Here is a 24,473-nt window from a genome sequence, read left to right on the forward strand (position 1 = left end):
ACGGAATTGGCGGATGCCAGGCGCCTGTTTGAGGCCCAAAGCTACAACGAGGCCGTGGAACTGCTGGGGCCGATCATTGCCGCCACCAATGATGCAGATGCAATTCACCTTCTGGCGGAGTGCTTTGAAAAGCTCGACCTGAAAGGCGAGGCTGGCGAGGTGTTCGAGCATCTGGCAAATCTCGGTGGCGATGAGAGTGCCGAACGACGTCGCCGCGCCGCACGACTTTATGCCGAGGCCGGACGTCGCGACAAGGCGATGGCGCTGGTCGTTCAGCTTCGCCGCGATGACCCGACCGATCCGGATGCGGCGGCCATTTTCGCCGCCCTGACGGGCCTCGGCGGCAAGCCGAAAAGCGTCGATGATGTGACCAACGAGCTGATTGCCAGCGACGATCTGGCCAAGCTCAGGCAGGCCTTGCAACGCATCGGCCATGACAATCGCGATATCCGCAATCTCACGCTGTTTTCCAAGCTGGTCGACAAGGTGCCGGACGATCCCTATCTGCGCGCCTCGCTGTCGGGCTTTGCGCGGGAATTTTGCGACTATCCCATTCTTGAGCGCGAAGAGACCTCGATGCGCGCCGCCATCGCCAAGGGCGACTTCCATCTACTGAATGCCGAGACACCGCTGCATAACCTGATGTGGTGCAGTGACGAGGCGTTGAACCGCCAGGCGCTGAATGTTGCCGAGGTTTGCGCACCACCGGGTGATGCCGGCGCTCGTCGATTGAGCATGCCGCATCAGTGGGGAGACAGGCTGCGTATCGGCTATCTCTCCAACGATCTTTGGGATGACCACGCCACGATGCGGCTGTTTCAGAGCGTTTTGACGGCCCATGATCCGGCACGCTTCGATGTGACGCTGTTCTGTTACACGCGCGAACGCTTCATCGGCTTCGATTCAGGCAATCGCAAGAGCTGGGGGCGGATCGTTCGCATCGATAGCATGAGCGACGAGGAGGCCGCATCCGCGATCCGAAGCCGCGGCATCGATATTCTGGTCGATCTGAAAGGCCATACCGGCGGGTCACGCTCCGCCCTGATGAACCATCCTATTGCGCCGGTCCATGTGCAGTGGCTGGGCTTTCCGGGAAGCTGCGTTCATGTGAATTGCGACTATGCCATCGGCGATCCAGTCGTGCTGCCTCAAACGTCGCAGCCGCATTATCACGAAAAATTCTGCCGACTGCCCGAGACCTATCAGCCCAACGATCCGGTGTTTCGGGTCCAACCGAAACCGGTCTCGCGCGCCGAAGCTGGATTACCGGAGGGGCGCTTCGTCTTTTCCGCCTTCAATTCGCAGCGCAAGAATTCGCTGGAAGGAATGGCGCTTTGGGCAAGAGTGCTGCGCGCCAACCCGGATTCGTTGTTCTGGTTGATGGTGGATGGCGAGCATGCGCGCGCGTCCACTCTTGCGCATTTCGAAAAGCTTGGCGTATCCGGCGATCGAATCCAGTTTGCCCCGAAAATGGCTTATGCCAATCATATGGCGCGCGTTCAGGCATCGGATCTCGGCCTCGACAGTTTTCCCTATAACGGCCACACAACCACATCCGACATGTTGTGGGCCGGTCTTCCAGTGATCACCCGAAAAGGCAGCAACTTTGCCTCGCGCGTATCGGAAAGCCTTCTCCATGCGGTCGGCATGCCGGAGCTGGTGGCAGAGGATGACGACGGCTTCGTGGCACTGGCGACCAGACTTGCTCAGGACGCTGCATTGCTGGCCGGCGTGAAGGCCAAGCTGAAGGCAAACCGCTATACGACACCGTTGTTCGATGCCGATCGCTTCTGCCGGCATCTGGAAGATGCCTATGATGTGATGGCGGCGCGGGTAAAGGCTGGCAAGGCACCTGAGCATTTCGATGTGCCGGCGCGGCCCGTTTGAACTCAGGCAAGCTTGCCCTTGCGCGACAAGAGATCCAGCAGAAGGACAGCCCCCTGCTCGCCCGGCGAAACCTCGGTCTCAAGGCTTTGCCAGACAAAATCGAAACCTTCCAGCATGGCACGACGCTGCAACGTGTCTGAGGATAGTCGTTCGGCGGCCCGCATGACATTGCCGGGGCGCAGATAGTCGTTCAGATATTCCGGCACCACGGGATAATCGGCAATCAGATTGGGCAGAGCGCCTGACCATGTCTTGATGCGGTTGCTGTAAAAGCGGATCAGCCAGTCCATCTTGTAGCAGGACACAACTGGCACGCCTGCCAGCGCCAGTTCCAGGATCACCGTGCCGGAGGCCGCAATGGCGACATCGGCGTCGGCGAATGCTTGCCACTTGGCGTCGGAGCCCACCACGATTTCCGGTTGGACGGACCAGGACCGTGCCAGTTCTTGCACCAAGGCTTCGCGACGCGGAACCGTCGGCAGGACGATGCGGGTCGGCCCGTTGCGGGCGATGAACTGGGCTGCCGCCTCGCCCATGACCGGCATCAGCGGCTTGATTTCGCTGCCGCGCGACCCCGGTAGCAACATCAACGTCTTTCGCTGACCTGATCCTGGCAAATGGCGGGCGGCGCGGGCGGCACGTGTGTTTCGAAGGTCAATGTCTGCTGTCAGCCGGTGGCCAATGAAATGCGTTTCAGGACCGCCAAGGTCCTGCATGACCTTTGGCTCAAAAGGCAGGACGGCCAGTACCATATCGACATAAGCCAGCATGGCCGTGGCACGGTATTCTTTCCACGCCCACACGCTCGGGCAGACATAGTCGATGACCGGGAGATCCGGCAACGCCTTGCGGACTTTCTTCGCCACGCGGTGCGTGAAATCCGGACTGTCGATGATCAGCAGCAAGTCCGGCTTCTGCTCAATAATCTCGCGTGCTGTCAGCTTGATCAGGCGGATGAATTTCGGCAGGCCGGCCAGAACCTGGCTCAACCCCATGACCGAGAGTTCGGAAAAATCGAAGAGCGGCGACAAGCCCTGGTCTTCGAGGGCTTCGCCACCCACGCCGATCAGGGAAATCTCGCCCTGATATTTCTGCTTCAGCGCGGCAATCAGATCGCCGCCCAGAAGATCCCCGGAAACTTCGCCGGCAATCACAGCGATTTTGAGTGGCCTGGCGCTCATAATCCCATCCCCGGCAAACCAAGATCAAGACCGGCGACAAAGAGGCCGGCTTCATCGGCGGCTTTCAACACGGCGTCTCTTTCGATCACAAGCGAGCGCCCCGCTTCGACGGCAATACCGGCCAGTCCCGCTTTCAGAGCATTTTCAACGGTCGAGCGCCCAATGGTTGGCAGATCGGCGCGGATATCCTGCTGCGGCTTGCACAATTTGACAAGTACGCCCTTGCGGCGGGGCGAAATACGCCCATCGGCGCGCAGGCCGGCCACGCGCTCCAGCATGGCATCGGTTCCTTCGACACCCTCGAGTGCGACGATGCGGCCGCCAATGCTGACGGCACCCTGTCCGACATCGAGACGACCGAGCACTTCTGCTGCATCGGCCGCGCGGGCGATATCGCGCCTGTCGTCATCGCTCGGCCGGGTAGAGCCGAGGGGACCGGTCGTTGCCAGGAGATCAGGGGCGATATCATGCGCACCGACCACGGTTGCGCCTTGCGCCTCAATGAGCCCGATCACCATCTTCAGAACGGCATCGTCGCCGCCGGCACGCAGGGTGCGAAGGGTGGACGGCAATTTGAGAATGGTGGCCAGATTCACATGGATCTGGCTGAAATTGGGACGCCGCTTGACCCCGCCGGACATGACGACGCGGTCGATGTCGCGGGATTTGAGGATCACGGCCAGGCCCTTCATGTCGCCAACGCCAATGACGGCATTGTCGAAACCGCTCCAATCCTGGGCGGCCTCATCCTTGAGGGCCATGATGAACGGATTTTCACCCGCCAACCGGGCCGCATGGGCAACGTGGAGCGGCAATTGCCCCTCCCCGGCGATGATCGCAAGGCGGCCCTTCCTTTGGTGACCGACCTCTACCATCGGGTTCTAGCTCTTGCCCCGGAAGGGAGAAGACAATGCCCGATCGCTTTCAACCGCGATGAAGTCAAAGATCTCTATTGCTTCCTTGCAATCGGTAAACTCGTCGCGCACCGCCGCGGCATTGGCACGGATAGAGCCTTCCTCACGGAAGATCTGCTTGAAGGCCTTGCGGACGCGGTGGATGGTTGCACGCTCGATACCGGCGCGGGTCATGCCGACCACGTTCAGACCGCCGAGAATACCCGGATTGCCGTTGAGCATGCCATAGGGAATGAGGTCATAGCTGACGGCCGACAAGCCGCCGACAAAGGCATGCTTGCCGATACGGGTGAACTGGTGGACGGCAGAACCGCCACCCAGGATCACACGATCTTCGATGGTCACGTGGCCAGCCAGCATGACATTATTCGACAGGATAATATGGTCGCCAAGCTGGCAGTCATGGGCGACGTGCGAATTTGCCAGGAACAGGTTGTTGTTGCCAACGACCGTCTTGCCACCGCCCTCGACGGTGCCGGCATTCATGGTGACACCTTCGCGCATGGTGCAGTTTTCACCCACCGACAGCGTGGTTTCCTCACCATTGTGATGAACGCTCTGCGGTTCGCCGCCAATAACAGCGCAGGGGAAAATACGGGTACCTTTGCCGATGTCGGTTCGACCGGACACGACGGCATTGGACAGCAATTCTACATTATCTGCGAGAACGACCTTCGGACCGACGTAACAAAACGGGCCGATGGAGACATTCTCGCCAATCTCGGCACCATCCTCGACAAATGCCTGGGGATGGATGCGCGCGCTGGCAGCAATCTTACTCATGGATTTTCCTTGCGCATGATCATGGCGCCGATATCGGCTTCCGCGACCAATGCACCGTCGACCTTTGCGTCACAGTGGAACTTCCAGATATTACCGCGCTGCTTTTGTTTCAAGACGTGGAACTCCACGCGATCGCCGGGAACGACGGGCTTGCGGAAGCGGGCATTGTCGATCGTCATGAAGTAGACGAGATTTCCGCCCTCACCGTGCAAACGCGCGCAGATTGCGCCAGCCGTCTGTGCCATGCCTTCGACCAGAAGCACGCCCGGCATGATCGGGGATTCGGGAAAATGACCGGTGAAGTGTGGCTCGTTCGCCGTCACGTTCTTGATGCCGACCGCAGAATTGTCGCCATCGATATCCACGATCTTGTCGACCAGCAGAAACGGATAGCGGTGCGGCAAAAGCTTCATGATTTCAAGGATATCGGCAGAGCCGAGGCTCTCCTTCTTTTCGTCAGCCATTGTCGTTCCTCTTATCTTTTGTCCGCGACTCGGACTGGCTCATGATGTTTGCCACGTCGCGAAGAAAATCCTTCATGGGTCTGGCCGGTACGCCACCAAGACGGGCACCCGGCTCGACATCTCCTATCACACCGCTCATCGCGCCGATCTGGGCCCCGTCACCGATGGTGATATGACCGTTGACGCCGGAATGGCCGCCGATCATGACACCGTCGCCTATGCGGGTGCTGCCGGCTATGCCAACCTGGCTGACAATGCCGCAATGGCGACCGATCCGGACGTTGTGACCAATCTGCACAAGATTGTCGATCTTGGTGCCCTCGCCGATCACGGTATCGTCCATCGTACCGCGATCAATCGTCGTATTGGCGCCAATCTCGACCTTGTCCTGAATGATGACACGACCGACCTGAACGATCTTCAAAAGCCCCGTCGGACTTGGCGCATAGCCGAATCCATCCTGACCGATACGGGCGCCGTTGAAGATGATCACGTCATTTCCAATCAACGCGCACTGGATCGAAACACCGGAGGCAATCGAACAGTTCCGGCCGATTTTGACCGATTGTCCGATAATAGCACCGGCGGCGATATGGCTGCCCTCGCCTATCTCCACATCTGCGCCGATCACGGCGGTCGGCTCGACGGTGACGCCGGCTTCCAGTCTCGCAGTCGGGTGAACATAGGCGCCGGGCTGGATACCGGACTGATCGTCGGCAATGCCTTTCGGTCGCATGGCTTCGGGGTGAAAAATCGCCCCGGCGCGCGCGAATGCCACATGCGGATTAGACGACAGCAAAACCGGAATATGATCGGGAATCACCGAGCGCACCGCAGGCCTGCACAGAATGGCAGATGCCCGGCAGGTTTTCAGTTCATCTCGTGAGGATCTGGACAGGATGTAGCAGATATCGCCCTCTTTCGCCCGCGCTATGGGCGAAACGGAGCGAATAAGGATGCCGTCATTGCCGGCATCCTCTAGCTCTGCATCCAGTTGGGTTGCCAACGCACCCAATCTCACCCCTGCATGGGGTGGGAAGAATATATTATGCTCCATCGAACTCTGCCCCGGAACTTGAATTGTGTTGCGGTGCGGTCCGCCAGAATTAGAACTGGTTTGCCATCGAGAAGCGGAAATTCTGGACCTTGTCGAAGGACTGCTTGACGACCGGGACCGCGTAATCGAAGCGCAGCGGGCCGAAAGGCGAATTCCAAACGATACCTGCACCTACGGATGCACGCCAATCCATACCGGTTCCTTCGGCCACATCGGTACCGATGATCGACACGTCGTTCCCATAGAGCGTACCGGCGTCAGCAAAGACTGCACCGCGCAGACCGAAGTCCTGCGGGATCACCGGCAGTGGGAAGGATGCCTCGGCAGACGCTGTCATATAGGTCGTGCCGCCCAGCGCATCGCCATTGGTGAGGCGCGGACCGATACCACCGGTTTCAAAGCCACGGATCTCCTTGCCGCCGATCGAGAACTGATCGTAGATATTCAAGTTGCCGTCGGTCGCTGCGACATAACCTGCGCTGACTGCAACGGAGCCGATGATATCAAGCTCATCCGACAGCGACTGGAAGTAACGGGCCTTACCGTAGATCTTGTAGAAATTGGAATCCCCACCAAGACCGGCATATTCATGGGTAATGCTCGCATAGATACCTTCGCGCGGCATCACGCGGTCATCGACCGTGTTGTAGACAATCGACTGAGACACGCTGGACTGGGTGTAATCGCCACCGGCGATCAGCGCCGCATAGGTATCGGACGGTGTCGATCCATTGCTGTCGTAGCTCAGCTCTTTGTAATTGTAGCGGAATGTCGTTGCCAGATCATCAGTGATCGGCGCTGTGACACGCAGAGTGCCGCCCTGTTCTTCGTAATCGTAGTCGTCATTGCTGCTGGTCGAGCTCTTGAACAGGTCGAAGCCGGTCGCAAGACGATAGCCGAGGAAATAGGGCTCGGTGAAGGACAGGTTGTAGGTCTTGCTGTCTTCAAGGCCACCACCAACGGCGACACGGATGAACTGACCGCGACCCAGGAAGTTCTTTTCCTCAACCGAGGCTTCAAGAACGAGACCATCACCACCGGCTGAATAGCCTGCACCGATGCCGAAGGAACCTGTCGGCTGGTCCTGAACATCGACCACCACGACAACACGGTCCGGCGAACTACCAGGGGCAGTCGAGATATTGACGCCGCTGAAATAGCCGAGCGCTTCAAGACGACGCTTGGCGCGCGAGATGACTTCCTGGTTGAAAGCATCACCTTCAGCGATATCGAACTCGCGACGAATGACATAGTCACGGGTACGCGTGTTGCCCCGGATCTCGATCCGCTCGACATAGGCGCGCTCGCCCTGATCGACGAGATAGGTCACACCGATGGTATTGGTGGAGAAATCGCGATTGCCGCGCGGCACGATGCGGGCGAAGGGATAACCTTCAGCCGAGACGCGGCGCGAAATGGCTTCCATCGACTTTTGAACATCGCTGGCATCGTAGGTCGCGCCCGTCTTGGTCTCGACCAGACGCTGCAATTCAGCCGGATCCACACCTTCAACGGTCGATTCGACCGAGATATCGCCGAACCGGTAGCGCTCACCTTCATCGACGGTGATCGTGATGGTGTAATCATTGCCGTCAGAATCGAGCGACACGTCGGACGACACGAGGCGGAAGTCGGCATAACCGTGGTTGTAATAGAACTGGCGCAACGCATCTTCATCAGCGCGCAGCTTGTCCTCATTATAGACATCCTTACGGGTCAGGAAGGACAGCATATTGGAACGCTTGGTGCTGATGATGGAAGCGAGACGGCTATCGCTATAGGCATTGTTGCCGACAAAATTGATCTGCGTGATCTTGGTGCGATCGCCTTCATTGACGACGAAAGCCAGATTGACGCGACCTTCAGCGACCGGAACAACCTGAGTCGTCACTTCGATATCGCTGCGGCCAATGGCGGAATAGGCTTCACGGATACGTTCGATGTCAGCGTTGATAAGCCCCTGATTGTAAGGACCGAGCGCGCGCGTCTGAACGATCGCCTGAAGCTTTTCATCCTTGATCTTGCGGTTGCCGTTGAACACGACCTGGTTGACCAGTTCGTTCTCACTGACAGTCACAACGAGCGTGCTGCCGGATACGGACATGCGGACATCGGAGAAGAAGCCAGTGGCGTAGAGACGCTTCACCGACTCATCGATGTCAGAATTCGAGAAACTTTGACCGGGCTTGATCGTTATGTTGGAGCGGACTGCGTCAGCGCCAACCCGCTGCGCGCCGCGAACATCAATGCTCCTGATGACAGCTGCTTCAGCAACTGAAGCGGATGCAAGAAAGGCGATTCCGGCTCCCGACGAAACAATCCCTGCAGACAGCGCAACCGCCGACACCGCGTTCAAAAATGTTGAACCAGCCTTCATGAGTACTTCTTACCTTTTTCCCGTTGTCCCGCAGTCATAAATCCCCGACTCCGGCCCGTCAGTCGTTTTTACCCGGTTTCACCCTACAAGCAAGTGTGGGGGTTAAATTCTGTTTACTTCGTTTGTTTCCGTGTCTCAATGGCCACTACGACTTTGAAACATCGTAAACAAATCGTATCTGAAATAGCAAGGAGCCCCCTAGCCAATCAGCCTCGAAATGTCGTTCCAGGTGGCAAAGACCATCAGCGACAGAATCATCGCAAGACCGATCCGGAACGCGATCTCCTGCGCTCCCGCGCCCACCGGCTTGCCTCGCAATGCTTCAAGCGCATACAGCACAAGATGGCCGCCGTCGAGTACCGGAACGGGCATCAGATTGAGAAGTCCAATCGAAACTGAAAGGACTGCCGCCAGTTGCAGCACAGCACCGATGCCAAGCGTTGCCATCTGGCCCGATGCCTGTGCCACGCGAATAGGGCCACCCAGCTGATCGGCATTCATCCGGCCTGTCACCAGATTCGCAAGATAGTCATAGGTACCCGTGACGACATTCCAGGTCTGCCTGAAGCCCTCGCCCACGGCCTGAACCGGTGACAATTGCTCGACCCGGAAATTGCCGGCGTCCTGATTTGTGACAATTCCGATCAATCCGACTTCCATCTTGTTCCCGAACTGATCGGTAATTTCGGTGCGCTCCGGCACCATGGAAAGGCTCATCGTTTCGCCACCACGCTTGAGCGTGACATCAATCGGCAAGTCAGGCCGCATGCTGACATAGCGTCGCACATCGTCAAAGGTGGAGACTTTTTCGCCATCGAGGGCCAGCAGCAAATCGCCGGGAAGGACACCGGCGCGCTCGGCTGCACTTTGCGGCTTTACTTCCGCGACGACGGGATCGGACACCGGCTTGCCGTAGAAGCCGAACAGGCAGGCAAAGATGACAATGGCGAGCAGGAAATTGGCAATCGGACCGGCAGCGACTGTTGCCGCTCTTTTCCACAGTTTGGCGCCAGACAGGGTCTGCGCCCGTTCTTCCGGCGTCAGCTCGGCCATGTCATCGCCATCGGGACGGCTTGATGCATCGGCATCGCCAAAGAACTTGACATAGCCACCCAGCGGAATGAGCGAGATCTTCCAGCGCGTGCCATGGCGGTCGTTGAAGCCGATAAGTTCCGGGCCGAAGCCGACCGAGAAGGCCAGCGCACGGATGCCCGACCAACGTCCGACGAGATAGTGCCCCATCTCGTGCACAAAGACGAGCAGCGACAAGACAATCACGAAGGGCAATATGTAGCCGATCAGAAAGTGGCCGGCTGTCATGATGAATTCCATGGCTTCAAAGCCTTTCTTCGTTTCGCGCCGTTAAAGGCCGAACAGGAAACCGCCAAGGGTATTGACCACTCCACCGGCGACAGAGGCGTAGAGGATGGCCAGAAAGAATGCTGCAAAACACGCAAACACCAGTCCGTCAACCCGATCCATGACACCGCCATGACCCGGGATCAGGTGGCTGGAATCCTTGACGCCGAACCGGCGCTTGATGAAGGATTCAAACAGATCACCTATCTGGGAGAATATGGAGAGAAGCAGCGACACCACAATGACCCACGGGGCCACTGTCTGAAAAAAGCTGAGTGCAACCGCAGAACCGCCGAGGATGCCGGCAACCGTCCCGCCAATGGCGCCCGACCATGTCTTGCCAGGTGAAATCGATGGCGCCAGTTTCGGACCGCCAATCGCACGACCGACGAAATAGGCAAGAATATCGGTCGACCAGACCACCACGAAAACGAACAGCATGGCGGCAAAGCCAAGCGCGTCTTCGCCGCGGATCGCGGCAAGCGAAATGGCGCTGAGGCCTGCATAAAAGATGCCGCCAGCCTGCCAGCCGCTCCATCTGCGCAGAAAAACGGGAATCAGTGCGGTGATGGTCAAACCGCATAATAAGGGAAAGGTCAGCAGATCATCGCCGAACAAGAGGTTTGCCGACACCAGCACGATGGAAAGCCAGCCGAAGGCATGCCCCCTTATGGATCGTTCGGAGAGGCGACAGATGGTCGACCACTCATAATAAACCAGCAGTCCGATCAGGGTCGCAAGCAACCGAAAGGATATGCCGCCGAGCCAGGTGGCCGAAATGACGACCGCCATCATGACAATGCCGGAGTAGATGCGAAGCTTCAGCTCTTGCGACATGGCGGGGTCAGGATCCCGCTGCGACGGCGACGGCTGGCGACAGACCGCCGAAGCGCCTTTCGCGGGCAGCATAGCCATCGAGCGCCCTGAAGAAGACGTCGCGGGTGAAATCGGGCCAGTATTCCGGCACGAACATCAGCTCGGAATAGGCTGCCTGCCACAACAGGAAATTCGACAACCGCTCCTCGCCGCTGGTGCGCAGCACGAGATCGGGATCGGGGATACCATGGGTATCCAGGCGCTCATTGATCCGTTCGGGGGTAATGTCCTCGGGAGACAGCAACCCCTTCGCCACGTCGCGGGCAAGGCTTGCCGCGGCGCGCGCAATTTCGTCGCGCGAGCCATAATTGAAGGCAATCACCAAGGTCAAAGCCGTATTGTCCTTGGTCATCTCTTCGGCTTCCTTGAGCAATTCGCGCAAGTCTTCCTGCAGATTGACCTTGTCGCCGATGACGCGCACACACACATTTTCACGATGCAGCTCGGCCAGATCGCGGCGCACGAAGGCCTTCAGCAATCCAAACAGATCATGGATCTCCGATTGCGGGCGGCGCCAGTTCTCGGACGAAAATGCAAACAGTGTGAGATAGGAAATGCCCGCTTCACCGGCTGCGCGCACAGTCTCGCGCACAGCTTCAACACCCTTACGGTGACCGATTGTGCGAGGCAGTCCTCTCGCATTCGCCCAGCGGCCGTTGCCATCCATAATGATGGCAACATGCTCGGGACGCGTGCGATGCTGAATATTCGACATGGACAATCCGCTTTGAGCAATTATGACGCGAGACCAGAGGCCTCCATCATACCTGCATGATTTCCTTTTCCTTGTCCGCGAGCAAGCGGTCGACCTCGGAAATCGTGTCGTCGGTCATCTTTTGCACCCGATCCGACTGCGCCCTGCTCTCGTCTTGCCCGATAACTCCATCTTTCTCGGCTTTTTTAAGGCCGTCCATGCCATCGCGGCGCACGTGGCGAATCGCCACCTTGGCCTTTTCGGCATAGTCATGGGCGATCTTGACCAGAGACTTGCGGCGTTCTTCGTTCAGCTCGGGCAGCGGAATGCGCAGGTTCTGACCGTCGACGATCGGGTTCAAACCGAGATTGGATTCGCGGATCGCGCGATCGACAGCGCCGACCATGGACTTGTCCCAAACCGAGACAGCCAACATGCGCGGTTCCGGCACAGACATGTTGGCAACCTGGTTCAAAGGAACACGCGAACCGTAAGCTTCGACCGTCACCGGATCGAGCAGATTGGCAGAGGCGCGGCCTGTTCTAAGCGCAGCGATATCCTGCTGAAAAGCGTTGATGGCGCCATCCATGCGGCGCTTCAGATCGTTGAAATCAATACCTTCGGTCATCGTATTTGCTCCCGTCTCAACTTGATGGCGGCTGCTGTTGGCCGCTCAATTATCCGTCACAATTGTCATCCGGCCACCGCCGGACAAAATCTCACCGAACCCGCCCCGCTCGTGAATCGAGAAGACGATGATCGGAATGGAGTTTTCGCGCGCCAGCGCCACGGCCGCCACATCCATGACCGCGAGGCCTTTTTCGAGGACTTCCGAATGGGTCAGGTGGTCGAAGCGAGTCGCGTTCGGATCCTTTTTCGGATCTGCGGAATAGATACCATCGACCTGCGTTCCCTTGAAGATGGCCTCGGCACCCATTTCAGCCGCGCGAAGAGCCGCAGCAGAATCGGTGGTGAAGAAGGGATTTCCGGTACCGCCCGCGAAGATCACGACGCGTCCCTGGGACAGATGATGCTGTGACCGGCGCTGCGAGAAGCTTTCGCAGATCTCCGGCATGGCGATGGCGGATACGACCACGGTATCGACGTCGAGCTTGCGCAGCGAGGTCGCCAGCGCCAGCGCATTGATCACGGTTCCGAGCATGCCCATGTGGTCGCCCGTCACGCGGTCGCCACCCTTGGAGGCCACTGCGACGCCGCGGAAGATATTGCCACCGCCCACGACGACGCCAACTTCCACACCCATTTTTCTCGCATCAGCGATGTCTGCGGCGATACGGTCGGCAACCGCCACATCAATACCAAAACCCTGGCTGCCCATCAGGGCTTCACCGGAGGCTTTCAGAAGAACGCGTTTGTAGAGAGGTTTGGACGGCATGCTGGCTCCTGGGGATGAATTCAATGCCGGATACACGAAGGGCACCGCGTTGTCACGCGATGCCCTCGACTTTTCCCTGTAAGGGTAAAGACCTGATCAGCCCTTTGCGGCGGCAGCTACTTCTGCTGCGAAGTCGCTTTCTTCCTTCTCGACGCCTTCGCCGAGCAGGAGACGCGCCATGCCGGTGACTTCGATCGAGGCGCCAGCGAGCTTTTCAGCATCCTTGATGGCCTGACCGACGGTGACGTCAGGGTTGACGACAAAAGCCTGCGAGAGAAGCGCAACTTCTTCGAAGAACTTGCGCATGCGGCCTTCAACCATCTTCTCGATGATGTTCTCCGGCTTGCCGGATTCGCGCGACTGTTCGATGAAGACATTGCGTTCGCGCTCGGCGACAGCAGCGTCAACTTCTTCAGAGCGGATGGCGAGCGGGTTGGTTGCAGCGATATGCATGGCGACCTGACGACCGATGGAGGTCAGGACTTCCTTGTCGCCCTCGGACTTCAGTGCCACGAGTACGCCGAGCTTGCCGATGCCGTCGCCGGCAGCGTTGTGGACATAGGTGGCAACAACGCCGTGCTCGACTTCCAGCATGGCCGAGCGACGCAGAGCCATGTTCTCGCCGATGGTGGCAATCGCATCCTTGAGCGAATCGGAAACCGACTTGCCGGTTGCAGGATAGGTCGCAGCAGCAACCGCATCGACGGAACCGTCGGTGGTCAGCGCAACGCTTGCAATACCGCGGACGAGATCCTGGAAGGCATCGTTACGGGCAACGAAGTCGGTCTCGGAGTTCACTTCAACGACAACAGCCTTATGGCCGGCGTTGGCGATACCGATGAGACCTTCAGCAGCCGTACGGCCAGACTTCTTGTCGGCCTTGGCAATGCCCTTGGCGCGCAGCCAGTCGATGGCGGCTTCGATGTCACCATTGTTCTCGGTCAGGGCCTTCTTGCAATCCATCATGCCTGCGCCAGACTTTTCGCGCAGTTCCTTCACCATTGCAGCAGTGATTTCAGCCATTGTTTGCCTCTTGATCGTTTATCTTGCGCAGCAGCGGGACTCGCGGCCGGCGCTTCGTTTGGTGGGAGGACATGAACCGGCAACATGACAGCGTTATGAAACGCGCCCCTGGCCGGGCCTCCCTCGCCTGGATACGCATGTCACGCCTCAAGCGAATATGCGGTCCTTGAAAGGAACTGGCCGCCGAACAGCATGTGCTGACAGGCGGCCAATCTTCAGTGCGAAGACATGCTTCTGAAAGAAGACATGCTTGTAAGAAGACACGGGCGGGATCAGCGATCCCGCCTTCGGGCCAATCAGGCGCCGGTTTCTTCCGAAAGTTCCGGCTCGACCGGAGCTTCTTCCGAAGCGCCGATGTCGCGGCCAGCAGAACCCTGCTGACGTGCGATACCGTCGATGGCAGCGCGTGCAATCAGGTCGCAATAAAGAGCGATGGCGCGCGATGCGTCGTCGTTACCTGGAATTGCGTAGTCGATCAGGTCCGGATCGCAGTTGGAGTCGATGACAGCAACGACCGGGATACCCAGGCGCTTTGCTTCGTCGATAGCGATCTTTTCCTTGTTGGTGTCGATGATGAACATCAGGTCAGGAACGCCACCCATGTCGCGGATACCGCCAAGAGCCTTTTCAAGCTTTTCGCGTTCGCGGTCGAGCGTCAGACGCTCCTTCTTGGTGAAGCCCTGGCCTTCGCCAGCGAGGATCTCGTCGAGCTTGCGCAGGCGAGCGATCGAGTTCGAGATGGTCTTCCAGTTGGTCATCATGCCGCCGAGCCAGCGGGAGTTGACATAGTACTGGGCCGAACGCTTGGCAGAGTCAGCAATGATCTCGGATGCCTGGCGCTTGGTGCCAACGAACAGAACGCGGCCGCCACGAGCAACGGTGTCGGAAACGACCTGAAGGGCCTTCGACAGCATTGGAACGGTCTGTGCCAGATCGATGATGTGGATGTTGTTGCGATCGCCGAAGATGTACGGCTTCATCTTTGGGTTCCAGCGATGTGTCTGGTGACCAAAGTGGATGCCTGCTTCAAGAAGCTGGCGCATGGTGAAATCGGGCAATGACATGCCTGGTAGTCTCCTGTTTCCGGTTTAACCCCCGTGCAACAAACAGCGCTCCATGCAGAGACGCCACCGGCGGAACGATCCGGATTTCTCCCGGACAATCCCAAGTCACACGTGTGGAATGCGGCTGGCCATATCCCTAGTTGGCGGGGAAAGCAAGGCTTGCGGCGAAAAAAGTGATGCAGAGGCCAGCATTCACTGGCACTTGCCATCGCCCAATATCTCCAGTTTCTTCAAATGGCCGCTCAAAACGAAGTCACCATAATCCAGCGTCAGGTCGCGGGTGATTCCATTTTCGTAGAGCTTGAAGGACTGGGTATAGACCGGCAGTTGATCGCCGCTATCGCCATCATTGAAATAGGCGATCGAGACTGGCCAATAGGGCGACTTGGCAAGCGGGCTATCGGCGCCGATCTCGGGATCATTGTCCTTGGGCTTTTGCGAATTGCCGACAAAGGTGGTGGTCAGATAGCTCTGATCGCCATCTTCCGAGCCATCGAAGATACGCTCTTCCACAACCGACTTGCCCTTGCGGGCCTTGTCGATCACTTCGAGCATATGTTCTGTCGGAAAGCGGCTGCTGGCGATATCCACACTGCGGCTTTCCGGTTCGTCGAGGTCGATGCGTATACCGCTTTCGATGCCGCTCGCGAAGCCGCTGACTTCCTTGTCGAGCTGATCGTCGGTGAAGGACTTGCTGTCGAAGCGAAACTCACCGGCATCCGGATTTTCGAATGTGGTGCTTTGCTGATCCGTCACCCGGACCTGATCGCCGGTTTCAAGGCGCGTGACGAACCGAAAATTGGTCGTGTAGCCGGTGCATTTGTCGCCGCCGAATTCATAGACAAGGCGACCGTTCATGCCATCGATGCCGGATTGCTCGTCTGCTTGCTTCAGCTCGATGTCGTAGACGGCGCGATGGGGAATTAAGCCCCCGGCGATGGCAGATGTGGCACCGACCACGGTCAGGCTCACGGCTGCGAACGTAACACTGAAAACTTCGATAACGCCCGCACGATACATGCAATTGCTCCTGTTGGACTCGCCGCCGATGATATAAGAACACACCCGGCGAAAACGAGGCACCTGCTGCCTGAATGCAGGATTCTTTGGGATAGATCAAACAAAACCGGGAGACGAATATGTCCGAAGCCATCGCTGGCCGGCTGAAGGAACTGGGCATTGCCCTGCCCGATGCCGCCGCACCCGCCGCCAACTATCTGCCCTTCACCATGAGCGGCAATCTTCTGTTTGTCTCCGGCCAGTTGCCGCTGGAAAACGGAAAGCTTGCAGCAACAGGTCTTGCCGGCACCGACATCGACCTTGCCACATGCCAGAAGGCGGCAGAACTCTGCGCAATCAATATTCTCGCCCAGGCCAAGGCAGCACTCGGCGGCGATCTTTCACGGATCGTGCGGGTGATCAAGCTCAACGGCTTTGTCGCGTCCGGCCCCGGCTTTACCGACCAGCATCTGGTGATCAACGGCGCGTCCAACCTGATTGCCACTGTGCTTGGAGACGCCGGCAAGCATGCGCGCGCGGCCGTCGGCATGGCTTCGCTTCCCCTTAACGCGACCGTCGAAATCGACGCCATCATAGAGTTTGCCTGATATGTCCGACCTCGCCTGGCTTACCGAAAGACCGATTGCCCATCGCGGCTTTCACGACATGAACAAGACGATCTGGGAAAATACGCTGTCCGGCTTTACCCGCGCCATCGAGGCCGGATTTGCCATCGAATGCGATCTTCATATTGCAGCCGATGGCGTTCCGGTTGTCTTTCACGACGACAAACTGCAACGGCTTTGTGGATTGAACGGCGATGTGCGCGAGCGGACGTCTGCGGAGCTCGGACTTCTGTCCATCGGCGGCAGCGCCGACCGTATTCCGACGCTGAAACAGTTGCTTCAACTGACCAAGGGCAAGGTGCCGCTGGTGCTGGAGTTAAAAGGTCGCGCCGGCGATGATGATGGTTTTCCGGAAGCCGTGCTGGACGTGCTTGAAACGTATCAGGGCCATGTGGCGCTGATGAGCTTCGACCACTGGATATTGAGGGATCTCAAGGCCGCCGATTGCCCCTACCCGGTCGGTTTGACTGCGGAAGGCGTCAAGCCGGAAGCCTTCTTTTCCCATGACGAGGCCATGCATCTGGGGCTCGACTTCATCTCCTATAGCGTTGCACATCTTCCCAACAGCTTCATCACCGCGCAGCGTGCACGCAAAATTCCTGTCATCACATGGACCGTGAGGGATGAAACCATGCGGGTGAAGACCTATACTTATGCCGATCAAATGACGTTCGAGGGTTTCGACCCACGAGAAGGACAAGCAGCGATCGCATGATGCAAAATGTCACCATCCGGGCAATTTCATCCTTCAAGGATATCGCACCAGACAAATGGGCAAGCCTTGAAGGCACAGCGAAAGTCCCGGGCGGTGGCAGCTATCATCCCTTTCTGAGCCACGCCTTTCTGTCTGCGCTGGAAGAGTCCGGATCGGCGTCGCCCGAAACGGGCTGGCTTGGTCATCATCTGCTGATGGAGAACGAGGCAGGCGAACTGCTCGGCGCGATCCCCTGCTATCTCAAAAGCCACAGCCGCGGCGAATATGTGTTCGACCAGGGCTGGGCGGATGCGTTCGAGCGGGCCGGCGGGCGCTATTATCCCAAACTGCAATGCTCGATCCCGTTTACGCCTGCGACCGGTCCCCGCCTTCTTCCGGCACGTGGACAGGAGGCCGGGGAAATCCAGCTTCTATTGGCCGGCGGATTGAAACAGGTGGCAGACCAACTGGGTGTATCGTCGGCGCATATTACCTTTCTTCCGGAAGACGAGCTGCCCGCATTCGAAACGCTCGATTACCTGCACCGCACCGACCAGCAGTTTCACTTCATCAACAAGGGTTATGCCGATCACGAGGCGTTTTTGGCTGAGCTTTCCTCGTCCAAGCGCAAGAACCTGCGCAAGGAGAGACGCCACGCGCTGGAGGGCGGCATCGAGATCGACTGGCTGACCGGTTCGGATCTGACAGAAGACATCTGGGATCAGTTTTATGCCTTCTACATGGATACCGGCAGCCGCAAATGGGGAAGGCCCTACCTGACCCGGGAATTCTATTCGCTGATCGGTGAGCGCATGGCAGACGACGTGCTGCTGGTGATGGCCAAACGCGAGGGGCGCTATATCGCCGGTGCCATCAACTTCATCGGATCAGAGGCGCTTTACGGACGCCACTGGGGTTGCATCGAAGATCACCCCTTCCTGCATTTCGAGGTCTGTTATCACCAGGCGATCGACTTTGCCCTGTCCAAGGGGCTGGCACGGGTCGAGGCGGGCGCGCAAGGGGAGCACAAGCTCGCACGCGGCTACCTGCCGGTGACCACGCATTCCGCCCACTACATTTCCCATCCGGGCCTCAGACACGCCATTTCGGATTATCTGGAGCGCGAGCGCCGGGATGTGGAATATACCGGGGAATATCTGGCCGGACACAGCCCGTTCCGAAAGGGCGAGTTGCAGCGGCAAGCCGAGTGCGACGAGTAGCGTGCTTGATCTTGCCGCCAGCCGGCCCTTAATGACCGACAATTACGAGGAGACCCGCGATGACTGCTTCCGCCTATGACGACACCAATATCTTTGCCAAGATCATCCGGGGCGAGATCCCTTCGGTGAAACTCTATGAAGACGAACATACGCTGGCCTTCATGGATGTGATGCCGCAGGCACCCGGTCATCTTCTGGTTATACCGAAAGCGCCGTCGCGCAATCTTCTCGATGCCGATCCGGCTGTTCTGGCGAAGACCATGCCGGTGGTGCAAAAGCTGGCGATTGCCGCCAAGCAGGCGTTTGCGGCAGATGGTGTCTATGTTGCCCAGTTCAACGAGCCAGCTGCCGGGCAGACCGTATTCCACCTGCATTTCCACGTGATCCCACGCCACGACGGCCAGACACTGAAGCCACATACCGGTGGCATGGAAGATATGGCGGTACTGACGGCCAATGCAGAAAAGATCAAGGCGGCACTGTGAGTTGCGGCTTTTCCGTGTGACGCCATGCACGGCACTAAGCCAAACGGCCCAACTGGCATCGGCCACGGTTGTAGATCCTCGGGTCAAGCCCGGGCATTTACCGAGGCCGACAAACGTGATTGAGCGGTGTCTGCCCTGGGTTTGTAGCCGGGTTTTCCGCTGCGATCGATCCAGTCGAGGATAGTGTCAAGCTCGCCTTCCAGGTTGACGCTATAGCTGCCGCGCCTCTCGCCTGGGGTGACCACCACGCGATCGATGATCTCGCGAATGGTGTCTGCGGCTTCTAGCGCGTTGCCGGGATGGGAAAGCGTCTCGGTCAAACGCTCGATCCTTCGCCTGTAGGTCTCCGCGATGCCTGGATGTAAGTCGAGAACGTCCTGCGGGATATCAGCGAGACGCGCCGTGAGGCTGTCCTGTCTGGCCTCCAACTCGGTCAGGCGGTCGGACAGGGCACGGTGCCAGCCTCCTCGCTCGATGACGCGAACGATCTCCGCAATAGCCTTTGCAGCCTCGGCAAGCTCGCGACGGTTGGCCTCGGCGGAACTGCGGCGCTCGCGGTTGAGCCTGTTGGTTTCCTCTGCATAGGCGCGCACTGCTCCCGCCATCATGTCCGGGATCATCAGGCGCTCACGCAAACCCGCCAGCACGCGGTGTTCGAGCGCCTTGCCGGGGACGGTGCGGGCGTTCTCGCAACCATTGCCAAGTATATGGTTGGCGCAGCTGACTCGGTCCTGTCCACGTCGGGCATAGGGGCCTCCGCAGCAGCCGCAGAACACCAGACCGGACAAGAGCGTGCGCGGGCGATGGGTGGCGTTCATCCCGCTGTTCCTCGCCACCCGCATGGCATCACGCGAACTGTCGATCTGCTTCTTGTAAAGGGCGGTCAGGTTGTCCTGACGCACTTTGGCTGCATCCCACAGTTCCTGCGGCACGATACGAAGCTCGGAAGCCTCGGCGCGTATCCAGTCGCTTTCGGGGTTGAGGCGGTATGTGGAGCGCCCGGTGTCGGGATTCTTAAGCTTCCTCTGCCGGTTCCAGCGGATGACGCCGATATAGAGCTCACAGTTCAGGATGCCGGAACTGATGATGCGGTTGCCCCGGATGGTGGCATCGTTCCAGCGCTTTCCCGTGGGGCTTGGAATGCCCTCGCGGTTCAAGTCGGCGGCAATGCGCTGCGGCCCCTTGCCGGCGACATATTCGCGGAAGATGCGCCGCACGATTTCGGCCTGCTCCCCGATAATCTCGCGTTCGCCCCGGATTGGTTCGCCGTGTGCGTCGAGCCGGTGAACGACGCGGTAGCCGTAGGCGTTGCCCCCGCCGATCTTTCCAGCCTCGACGCGGCCCCGGATTCCGCGATGGGTCTTGATGGCGAGGTCCTTGAGAAACAGGGCGTTCATCGTGCCTTTGAGGCCGACGTGAAGCTCGTTAATTTCACCTTCTGACAGGGTGAAGATGCGTACGCCCGCAAAACTCAATCGCTTGAACACGCCAGCCACGTCCTCCTGATCGCGACTGAGGCGGTCCAGCGCCTCTGACAGCACCACGTCGAAGCGACCCGCCTGCGCATCAGCGAGAAGCGACTGAATACCAGGACGGACGAGCGATGCGCCGGAGATGGCGCGGTCGGAGTAGGTCTCCACCACGGTCCAGCCCTCGCGAGCGGCGCGCTCGCGGCACTGGCGCAACTGGTCGTCGATCGAAGCGTCACGCTGGTTGTCGGAGGAATAGCGGGCATAGAGGGCAACACGGGTCATGGGCATGTCTCCTTGTTGGTCCGCAACGCTGGCGGCATGGTCAGCGGCGCTAGCGACGGCTGCATTCGTGGCCGAGACGGGCGCGGTTGCAGCGCCCGCAATCCGCCTTTCCTTGCGTCCCGGCCGAACGCCTGAGCGAAGACGGCCGGTCAAGGCTGGCGCGGTACGCGCCACCGCGTTAGCGGCTGGGCCTTGAGGGGACGACTTTGCTCTGGCCCAATCGTTCAAGCCAAAAAAGGCTTTCATGGCACCACACAGATTTCGGACTGTGCGGCCTCGTCAGGAATCGTAACTGCAAGCAGAGTTCTGAGGCAAGCCGTTTTCGGACGTCCGCAAAGGCCGCGACAGTGCTAAACATCCTCCGCCGTGCCTCCTCTCCTGTTGTCGTTGGCGGCCTGCTGTGCCTCGAAGTGTTCCCGCGCCATCTGCCTGCCGATCATCCGGGCAATGGACAGCACAGCTGCGTCGAGCTTACCGGAAGCCTTTGGCTTGGCCTTACCCTCGCTCTCCTGCCCATGAGGCGCAGGGTTGTCGTTCGCCGGTCTCTCTCTGTCGGTGCGGCTTCCGTCATCTTCCATCGCCGTGCTCTCCCATTGGCAAGCCGGACAGGCTCGTGCGGAATCGCCCGGTATTCGACCGGATGATACGGTCTGATGCGGGCATGGGATGCTACCTCCTCCTGCTCGTTTCTGACTGCCATCAGACGAGTCAAAGCAGGAAATAATTGCTTTGCAACAGTTACTTAGCCGCGATCGTACCGCAGCGTAGGAAGAGCGTATAAAACGTATATCTAACTCGTGATCTTCTTTGCCAGTCGCACGCCCGGGCCACTGCCGTTCTCTGGGATGAACTCGATTCCGGCGCCTTCGAACGCCATTTGAATGGCCTTTAGCGTTGAAGCGTGTGCCGATTTGCCAGATTCAATACGTGTAATGGTCGCTGCTGTCACATGAGCTTCGCGGGCCAAATCCCGGACGCCCCATTTCAGGGCCGCTCGTGCCATTCGGATTTGCTCTTCTGTGATCAAAATTATTACCTTGACATAATTTATCGAGCCGCCAAATTATGTCTGTGATATAATTTGACTCATGCAAGCGGCTAAGCGGAGTGCGGGAACACTCCACTCAGCCTGACCACAACCCAAGCTGTTCGGAGCTCAGATCATGGTTGATTCTGACAATACCACGACTTTGCCATACGTCACCCGCAGGAAGATGCTGTCAGGTACCGCCATTGTGGTGGGAGCATGGGGCTCCGGCGCCTTCGCCTTCGACACCGTCATGCCAGAGGCATCCTCGGACCCTGTCCTGACGCTCTGGCGTCAATGGCAGGATGCTCACCGTCTGACGGAACGCCTTTGCCGTCGGCAGCAAGGCCTCGAACGGCAACTCATACAGACCGTCGGCTTTCCTTTCTCACTCATCCGGTTATCCGATGGCGAGCATGTGGCGGCGTATTCGCGCGAGGCGATCCATGATGTGCTTCGTCTCGCTCCTGAGGAGGCAGCAGCCTGCGCGGAGGCCGCGGCCGAGTTCGAGGATCATAAGCTGCGGTGGGACCTGACTGACCGGGACATTGGCTATTCAGCCACGGTGCAAGCCGAGCGGGAATCCGCTGATCGAGCGACGGACCTGCTCGACGCCATGGCAGCTATGCCCGCAACTTCGCTGGTCGGTGTAGCAGCCAAACTCGACGCTGTTCTGCGGGAAGGCAATATCTGGGAGGATGGTTCCGAGTTTCCTTGGCCCCACATCCGATTGGCGCTTGCTGACCTTGTGCGCATAGCGCGGCTTGGCGCCAACGGCGTTGCGCCATGAAATGCCTCGATGGGGACGTCGGTCTCAGTCGCGAGGCGCCCACATGCTCCGACCCGGTCGTTACGCTCTTGCAGCAATGGCAGGATTCGGCCAGAAGCGGTTATGGCTGGCCAACTCCACGGTGCAGTTTCGCGCCTTCATCTTGGTCATCCAGTACGCCGCGACAACTCCCAAAGCGGCCATTTGGACGGCTTCGGCCCAACCTCAAAATAGGGTGGCGTGCGGCGTTGCATCGGCAATGGCTTGGCGCGTAGTTGGAGCCACGCCTAGATCGCTAGGACTATCATATTGCAACCAGACTTCGGGATGAAGGGTCTACCCGTTGGCCTTCCGGGGCGCAGGAGATACCGACTTCTTAATATTCCTGTGTGCAATCCCGTTATTTCAGCGAAACTCGATATATTGCTAAGGCGTTAGTATACACTCCTGCCGAGTGTTCGGTTTTGGGGTTGCTTACAAATGCGCAGTTATCGAAATGGAGTGCCCGATCTTCTATTCAACAAGGGTGATTGGTTTGCGACACAAGAGCAATGGAAAAGGCAGCTCCTAGACGCTATCGAGCGGAAAAGTGGCGACGAATTACTAAACACTTCGACTACTGATTTAGCTCAATTTTATGCGAGCGATATGGCATTTGAAGTACCACAGATATTCCCTGACGATCTAGTGGTCGATCAACGCGAGACCCAAATCGACGTAAGCCGTGATCACAACAGATGGATAAGCGACCGGTCCCGATCATATCATATCACTGGCACGTCCGTGGACGTCGAAATTCCCTTTACCGGCAATAAGCTCGGATTTGATATCCAGCCGACGACGCGCAATTTTAACAATCCACGAGCGGTCATTGGGGATGGCATCGTTTCATTCTCCATCACGGGAGCTGATCTTAGTCCTGAACGGGTGAAACAGGAAATCGACGGAGTCGTGAGATCGCTCAACGAGCATCTTGGCTGGCTGGCGAACGACGCAATGTTGTATAATAGCAGCTTGGAAAGCTTGGCGATGCAGGCGATTGAGCGCCGCAAGGAGAAACTGCTTAAAGACAAATCGCTTGTCGCAGGACTTGGCTTCAAAATAAAAGAGCGCCCGGGCGCAAGCCAGACCTTTGTCGCTCCATCTGTGCGGCGAAAGATTCGTCCCACCGTACCGAAGCCTGTCCCCTCTCGTGAGCCCTTCAAGCCAGAGCCAATACTCAGCATCGAAGATTACGAGCATATCCTGTCCGTATTGGAAAATATGGTCGGCGTGATGGAGCAAAGTCCTGGCGCATTTCGAGAAATCGACGAAGAGAGCTTACGGACACATTTCTTGGTACAGCTCAATGGCCACTTTTCGGGCGACGCAACTGGTGAAACTTTCAATTATGAGGGCAAGTCCGACATTCTCATCAAAGTCGATGGAAAGAACATATTCGTAGGCGAGTGCAAGTTCTGGACGGGTGAAAAAGGCTATCTCGAAACGTTGGACCAAGTGTTATCCTATTTAAGCTGGCGAGACACAAAGGCTGCCGTCCTTGTTTTCAATCGCAACAAGGACTTCAGCGGGGTTCTTGCGAAGATTGAGGAAGCGACCCCGGGCCATCCCAATTTCAAAAAGATGACCCGAAAACGCTCTGAAAGCAGTTGGACCTATTTGTTTGGGCATAAGGATGATGCGAACAGAGAGATCACGATCACCGTTCAGGCGTACAATGTCCCCGAACGGATTAAGCCACGCCTTTAACGGGAACGTGGAGTGGTTCAAATTGATCGTCGTAACCTTCATGAGAGAGCATGTACTGGAGCATGGGATGCGGCA

At 58.2% G+C, this 24,473-nt stretch carries 24 protein-coding genes; 7 read left to right on the forward strand and 17 right to left on the reverse strand.

What is annotated here, in order from left to right:
* Positions 1 to 6: 6 nt before the first annotated feature.
* Complete coding sequence (locus ACWPM9_RS11210; protein WP_484755189.1) at positions 7 to 1,887, forward strand: O-linked N-acetylglucosamine transferase, SPINDLY family protein; 1,881 nt, start codon at positions 7 to 9, stop codon at positions 1,885 to 1,887.
* A gap of 2 nt (positions 1,888 to 1,889) precedes the next feature.
* Here the strand turns inward: ACWPM9_RS11210 and lpxB are convergent, their stop codons facing one another.
* The 14 genes from lpxB to ACWPM9_RS11280 form a co-directional block, all read right to left on the reverse strand.
* The gene (lpxB, locus tag ACWPM9_RS11215; protein ID WP_484755190.1) at positions 1,890 to 3,068 is read right to left on the reverse strand and encodes a lipid-A-disaccharide synthase; all 1,179 of its coding nucleotides are present in this window, start codon (positions 3,066 to 3,068) and stop codon (positions 1,890 to 1,892) included.
* Positions 3,065 to 3,943, reverse strand: coding sequence for an LpxI family protein (locus ACWPM9_RS11220; RefSeq protein WP_484755191.1), 879 nt, complete (start codon positions 3,941 to 3,943; stop codon positions 3,065 to 3,067). Before ACWPM9_RS11220 ends, lpxB begins: the two co-directional genes overlap by 4 nt.
* Positions 3,944 to 3,949: 6 nt before the next feature.
* Entirely contained in the window at positions 3,950 to 4,765 is an 816-nt protein-coding gene (lpxA, locus tag ACWPM9_RS11225) for an acyl-ACP--UDP-N-acetylglucosamine O-acyltransferase (RefSeq protein WP_428186613.1), read from the reverse strand.
* On the reverse strand, positions 4,762 to 5,229 hold the full coding sequence (fabZ, locus tag ACWPM9_RS11230; RefSeq protein ID WP_428186612.1) for a 3-hydroxyacyl-ACP dehydratase FabZ: 468 nt from the start codon (positions 5,227 to 5,229) through the stop codon (positions 4,762 to 4,764). The genes lpxA and fabZ overlap by 4 nt, the downstream gene beginning before the upstream one ends.
* Entirely contained in the window at positions 5,222 to 6,286 is a 1,065-nt protein-coding gene (lpxD, locus tag ACWPM9_RS11235) for a UDP-3-O-(3-hydroxymyristoyl)glucosamine N-acyltransferase (RefSeq protein ID WP_484755192.1), read from the reverse strand. Before lpxD ends, fabZ begins: the two co-directional genes overlap by 8 nt.
* Positions 6,287 to 6,335: 49 nt before the next feature.
* Positions 6,336 to 8,663, reverse strand: a complete 2,328-nt coding sequence (gene bamA / locus ACWPM9_RS11240) for an outer membrane protein assembly factor BamA (RefSeq protein ID WP_428186610.1) — start codon at positions 8,661 to 8,663, stop codon at positions 6,336 to 6,338.
* Between the two features lie 198 nt (positions 8,664 to 8,861).
* Complete coding sequence (gene rseP, locus ACWPM9_RS11245) at positions 8,862 to 9,983, reverse strand: RIP metalloprotease RseP (RefSeq protein WP_428186789.1); 1,122 nt, start codon at positions 9,981 to 9,983, stop codon at positions 8,862 to 8,864.
* A gap of 42 nt (positions 9,984 to 10,025) precedes the next feature.
* Complete coding sequence (locus ACWPM9_RS11250; protein WP_484755193.1) at positions 10,026 to 10,859, reverse strand: phosphatidate cytidylyltransferase; 834 nt, start codon at positions 10,857 to 10,859, stop codon at positions 10,026 to 10,028.
* A 7-nt stretch (positions 10,860 to 10,866) separates the two neighbouring features.
* On the reverse strand, positions 10,867 to 11,613 hold the full coding sequence (locus ACWPM9_RS11255) for an isoprenyl transferase (protein ID WP_428186608.1): 747 nt from the start codon (positions 11,611 to 11,613) through the stop codon (positions 10,867 to 10,869).
* Between the two features lie 46 nt (positions 11,614 to 11,659).
* Positions 11,660 to 12,220: a ribosome recycling factor gene (gene frr, locus ACWPM9_RS11260; RefSeq protein ID WP_428186607.1), complete on the reverse strand. Its 561-nt coding sequence runs from the start codon at positions 12,218 to 12,220 to the stop codon at positions 11,660 to 11,662.
* Positions 12,221 to 12,265: 45 nt separating this feature from the next.
* A complete protein-coding gene (gene pyrH / locus ACWPM9_RS11265) occupies positions 12,266 to 12,988 on the reverse strand; it encodes a UMP kinase (RefSeq protein WP_428186606.1) in 723 nt (240 codons plus the stop codon).
* A 96-nt stretch (positions 12,989 to 13,084) separates the two neighbouring features.
* Positions 13,085 to 14,011: a translation elongation factor Ts gene (gene tsf / locus ACWPM9_RS11270; protein ID WP_428186605.1), complete on the reverse strand. Its 927-nt coding sequence runs from the start codon at positions 14,009 to 14,011 to the stop codon at positions 13,085 to 13,087.
* Between the two features lie 296 nt (positions 14,012 to 14,307).
* The gene (gene rpsB / locus ACWPM9_RS11275; RefSeq protein WP_428186604.1) at positions 14,308 to 15,075 is read right to left on the reverse strand and encodes a 30S ribosomal protein S2; all 768 of its coding nucleotides are present in this window, start codon (positions 15,073 to 15,075) and stop codon (positions 14,308 to 14,310) included.
* Positions 15,076 to 15,267: 192 nt separating this feature from the next.
* Complete coding sequence (locus ACWPM9_RS11280) at positions 15,268 to 16,095, reverse strand: cell envelope integrity EipB family protein (protein ID WP_428186603.1); 828 nt, start codon at positions 16,093 to 16,095, stop codon at positions 15,268 to 15,270.
* 119 nt (positions 16,096 to 16,214) lie between these two features.
* Between ACWPM9_RS11280 and ACWPM9_RS11285 the strand changes: the two genes are divergently transcribed.
* Genes ACWPM9_RS11285 through ACWPM9_RS11300 form a run of 4 tightly spaced genes read left to right on the forward strand, consistent with a single transcriptional unit; the run spans position 16,215 to position 19,099 of the window.
* On the forward strand, positions 16,215 to 16,682 hold the full coding sequence (locus ACWPM9_RS11285; RefSeq protein ID WP_484755194.1) for a RidA family protein: 468 nt from the start codon (positions 16,215 to 16,217) through the stop codon (positions 16,680 to 16,682).
* A gap of 1 nt (position 16,683) precedes the next feature.
* Entirely contained in the window at positions 16,684 to 17,415 is a 732-nt protein-coding gene (locus ACWPM9_RS11290; protein ID WP_484755195.1) for a glycerophosphodiester phosphodiesterase, read from the forward strand.
* Positions 17,412 to 18,614: a GNAT family N-acetyltransferase gene (locus ACWPM9_RS11295; protein ID WP_484755196.1), complete on the forward strand. Its 1,203-nt coding sequence runs from the start codon at positions 17,412 to 17,414 to the stop codon at positions 18,612 to 18,614. The genes ACWPM9_RS11290 and ACWPM9_RS11295 overlap by 4 nt, the downstream gene beginning before the upstream one ends.
* 59 nt (positions 18,615 to 18,673) lie before the next feature.
* The gene (locus ACWPM9_RS11300) at positions 18,674 to 19,099 is read left to right on the forward strand and encodes an HIT family protein (RefSeq protein WP_428186599.1); all 426 of its coding nucleotides are present in this window, start codon (positions 18,674 to 18,676) and stop codon (positions 19,097 to 19,099) included.
* Positions 19,100 to 19,182: 83 nt separating this feature from the next.
* Here the strand turns inward: ACWPM9_RS11300 and ACWPM9_RS11305 are convergent, their stop codons facing one another.
* The 3 genes from ACWPM9_RS11305 to ACWPM9_RS11315 all read right to left on the reverse strand — a co-directional run bounded on the left by ACWPM9_RS11305 (position 19,183) and on the right by ACWPM9_RS11315 (position 21,856).
* A complete protein-coding gene (locus ACWPM9_RS11305) occupies positions 19,183 to 20,853 on the reverse strand; it encodes a recombinase family protein (RefSeq protein WP_484755197.1) in 1,671 nt (556 codons plus the stop codon).
* A gap of 350 nt (positions 20,854 to 21,203) precedes the next feature.
* A complete protein-coding gene (locus ACWPM9_RS11310) occupies positions 21,204 to 21,431 on the reverse strand; it encodes a hypothetical protein (protein ID WP_484755198.1) in 228 nt (75 codons plus the stop codon).
* Positions 21,432 to 21,643: 212 nt separating this feature from the next.
* Entirely contained in the window at positions 21,644 to 21,856 is a 213-nt protein-coding gene (locus tag ACWPM9_RS11315) for a helix-turn-helix domain-containing protein (RefSeq protein ID WP_484755199.1), read from the reverse strand.
* A gap of 160 nt (positions 21,857 to 22,016) precedes the next feature.
* Between ACWPM9_RS11315 and ACWPM9_RS11320 the strand changes: the two genes are divergently transcribed.
* Both ACWPM9_RS11320 and ACWPM9_RS11325 read left to right on the forward strand, forming a co-directional pair.
* The gene (locus tag ACWPM9_RS11320; protein ID WP_484755200.1) at positions 22,017 to 22,670 is read left to right on the forward strand and encodes a hypothetical protein; all 654 of its coding nucleotides are present in this window, start codon (positions 22,017 to 22,019) and stop codon (positions 22,668 to 22,670) included.
* A gap of 480 nt (positions 22,671 to 23,150) precedes the next feature.
* Positions 23,151 to 24,398: a hypothetical protein gene (locus ACWPM9_RS11325; RefSeq protein ID WP_484755201.1), complete on the forward strand. Its 1,248-nt coding sequence runs from the start codon at positions 23,151 to 23,153 to the stop codon at positions 24,396 to 24,398.
* The last annotated feature ends 75 nt before the right edge of the window (positions 24,399 to 24,473 follow it).

This window comes from Agrobacterium sp. H141, from assembly GCF_057158725.1.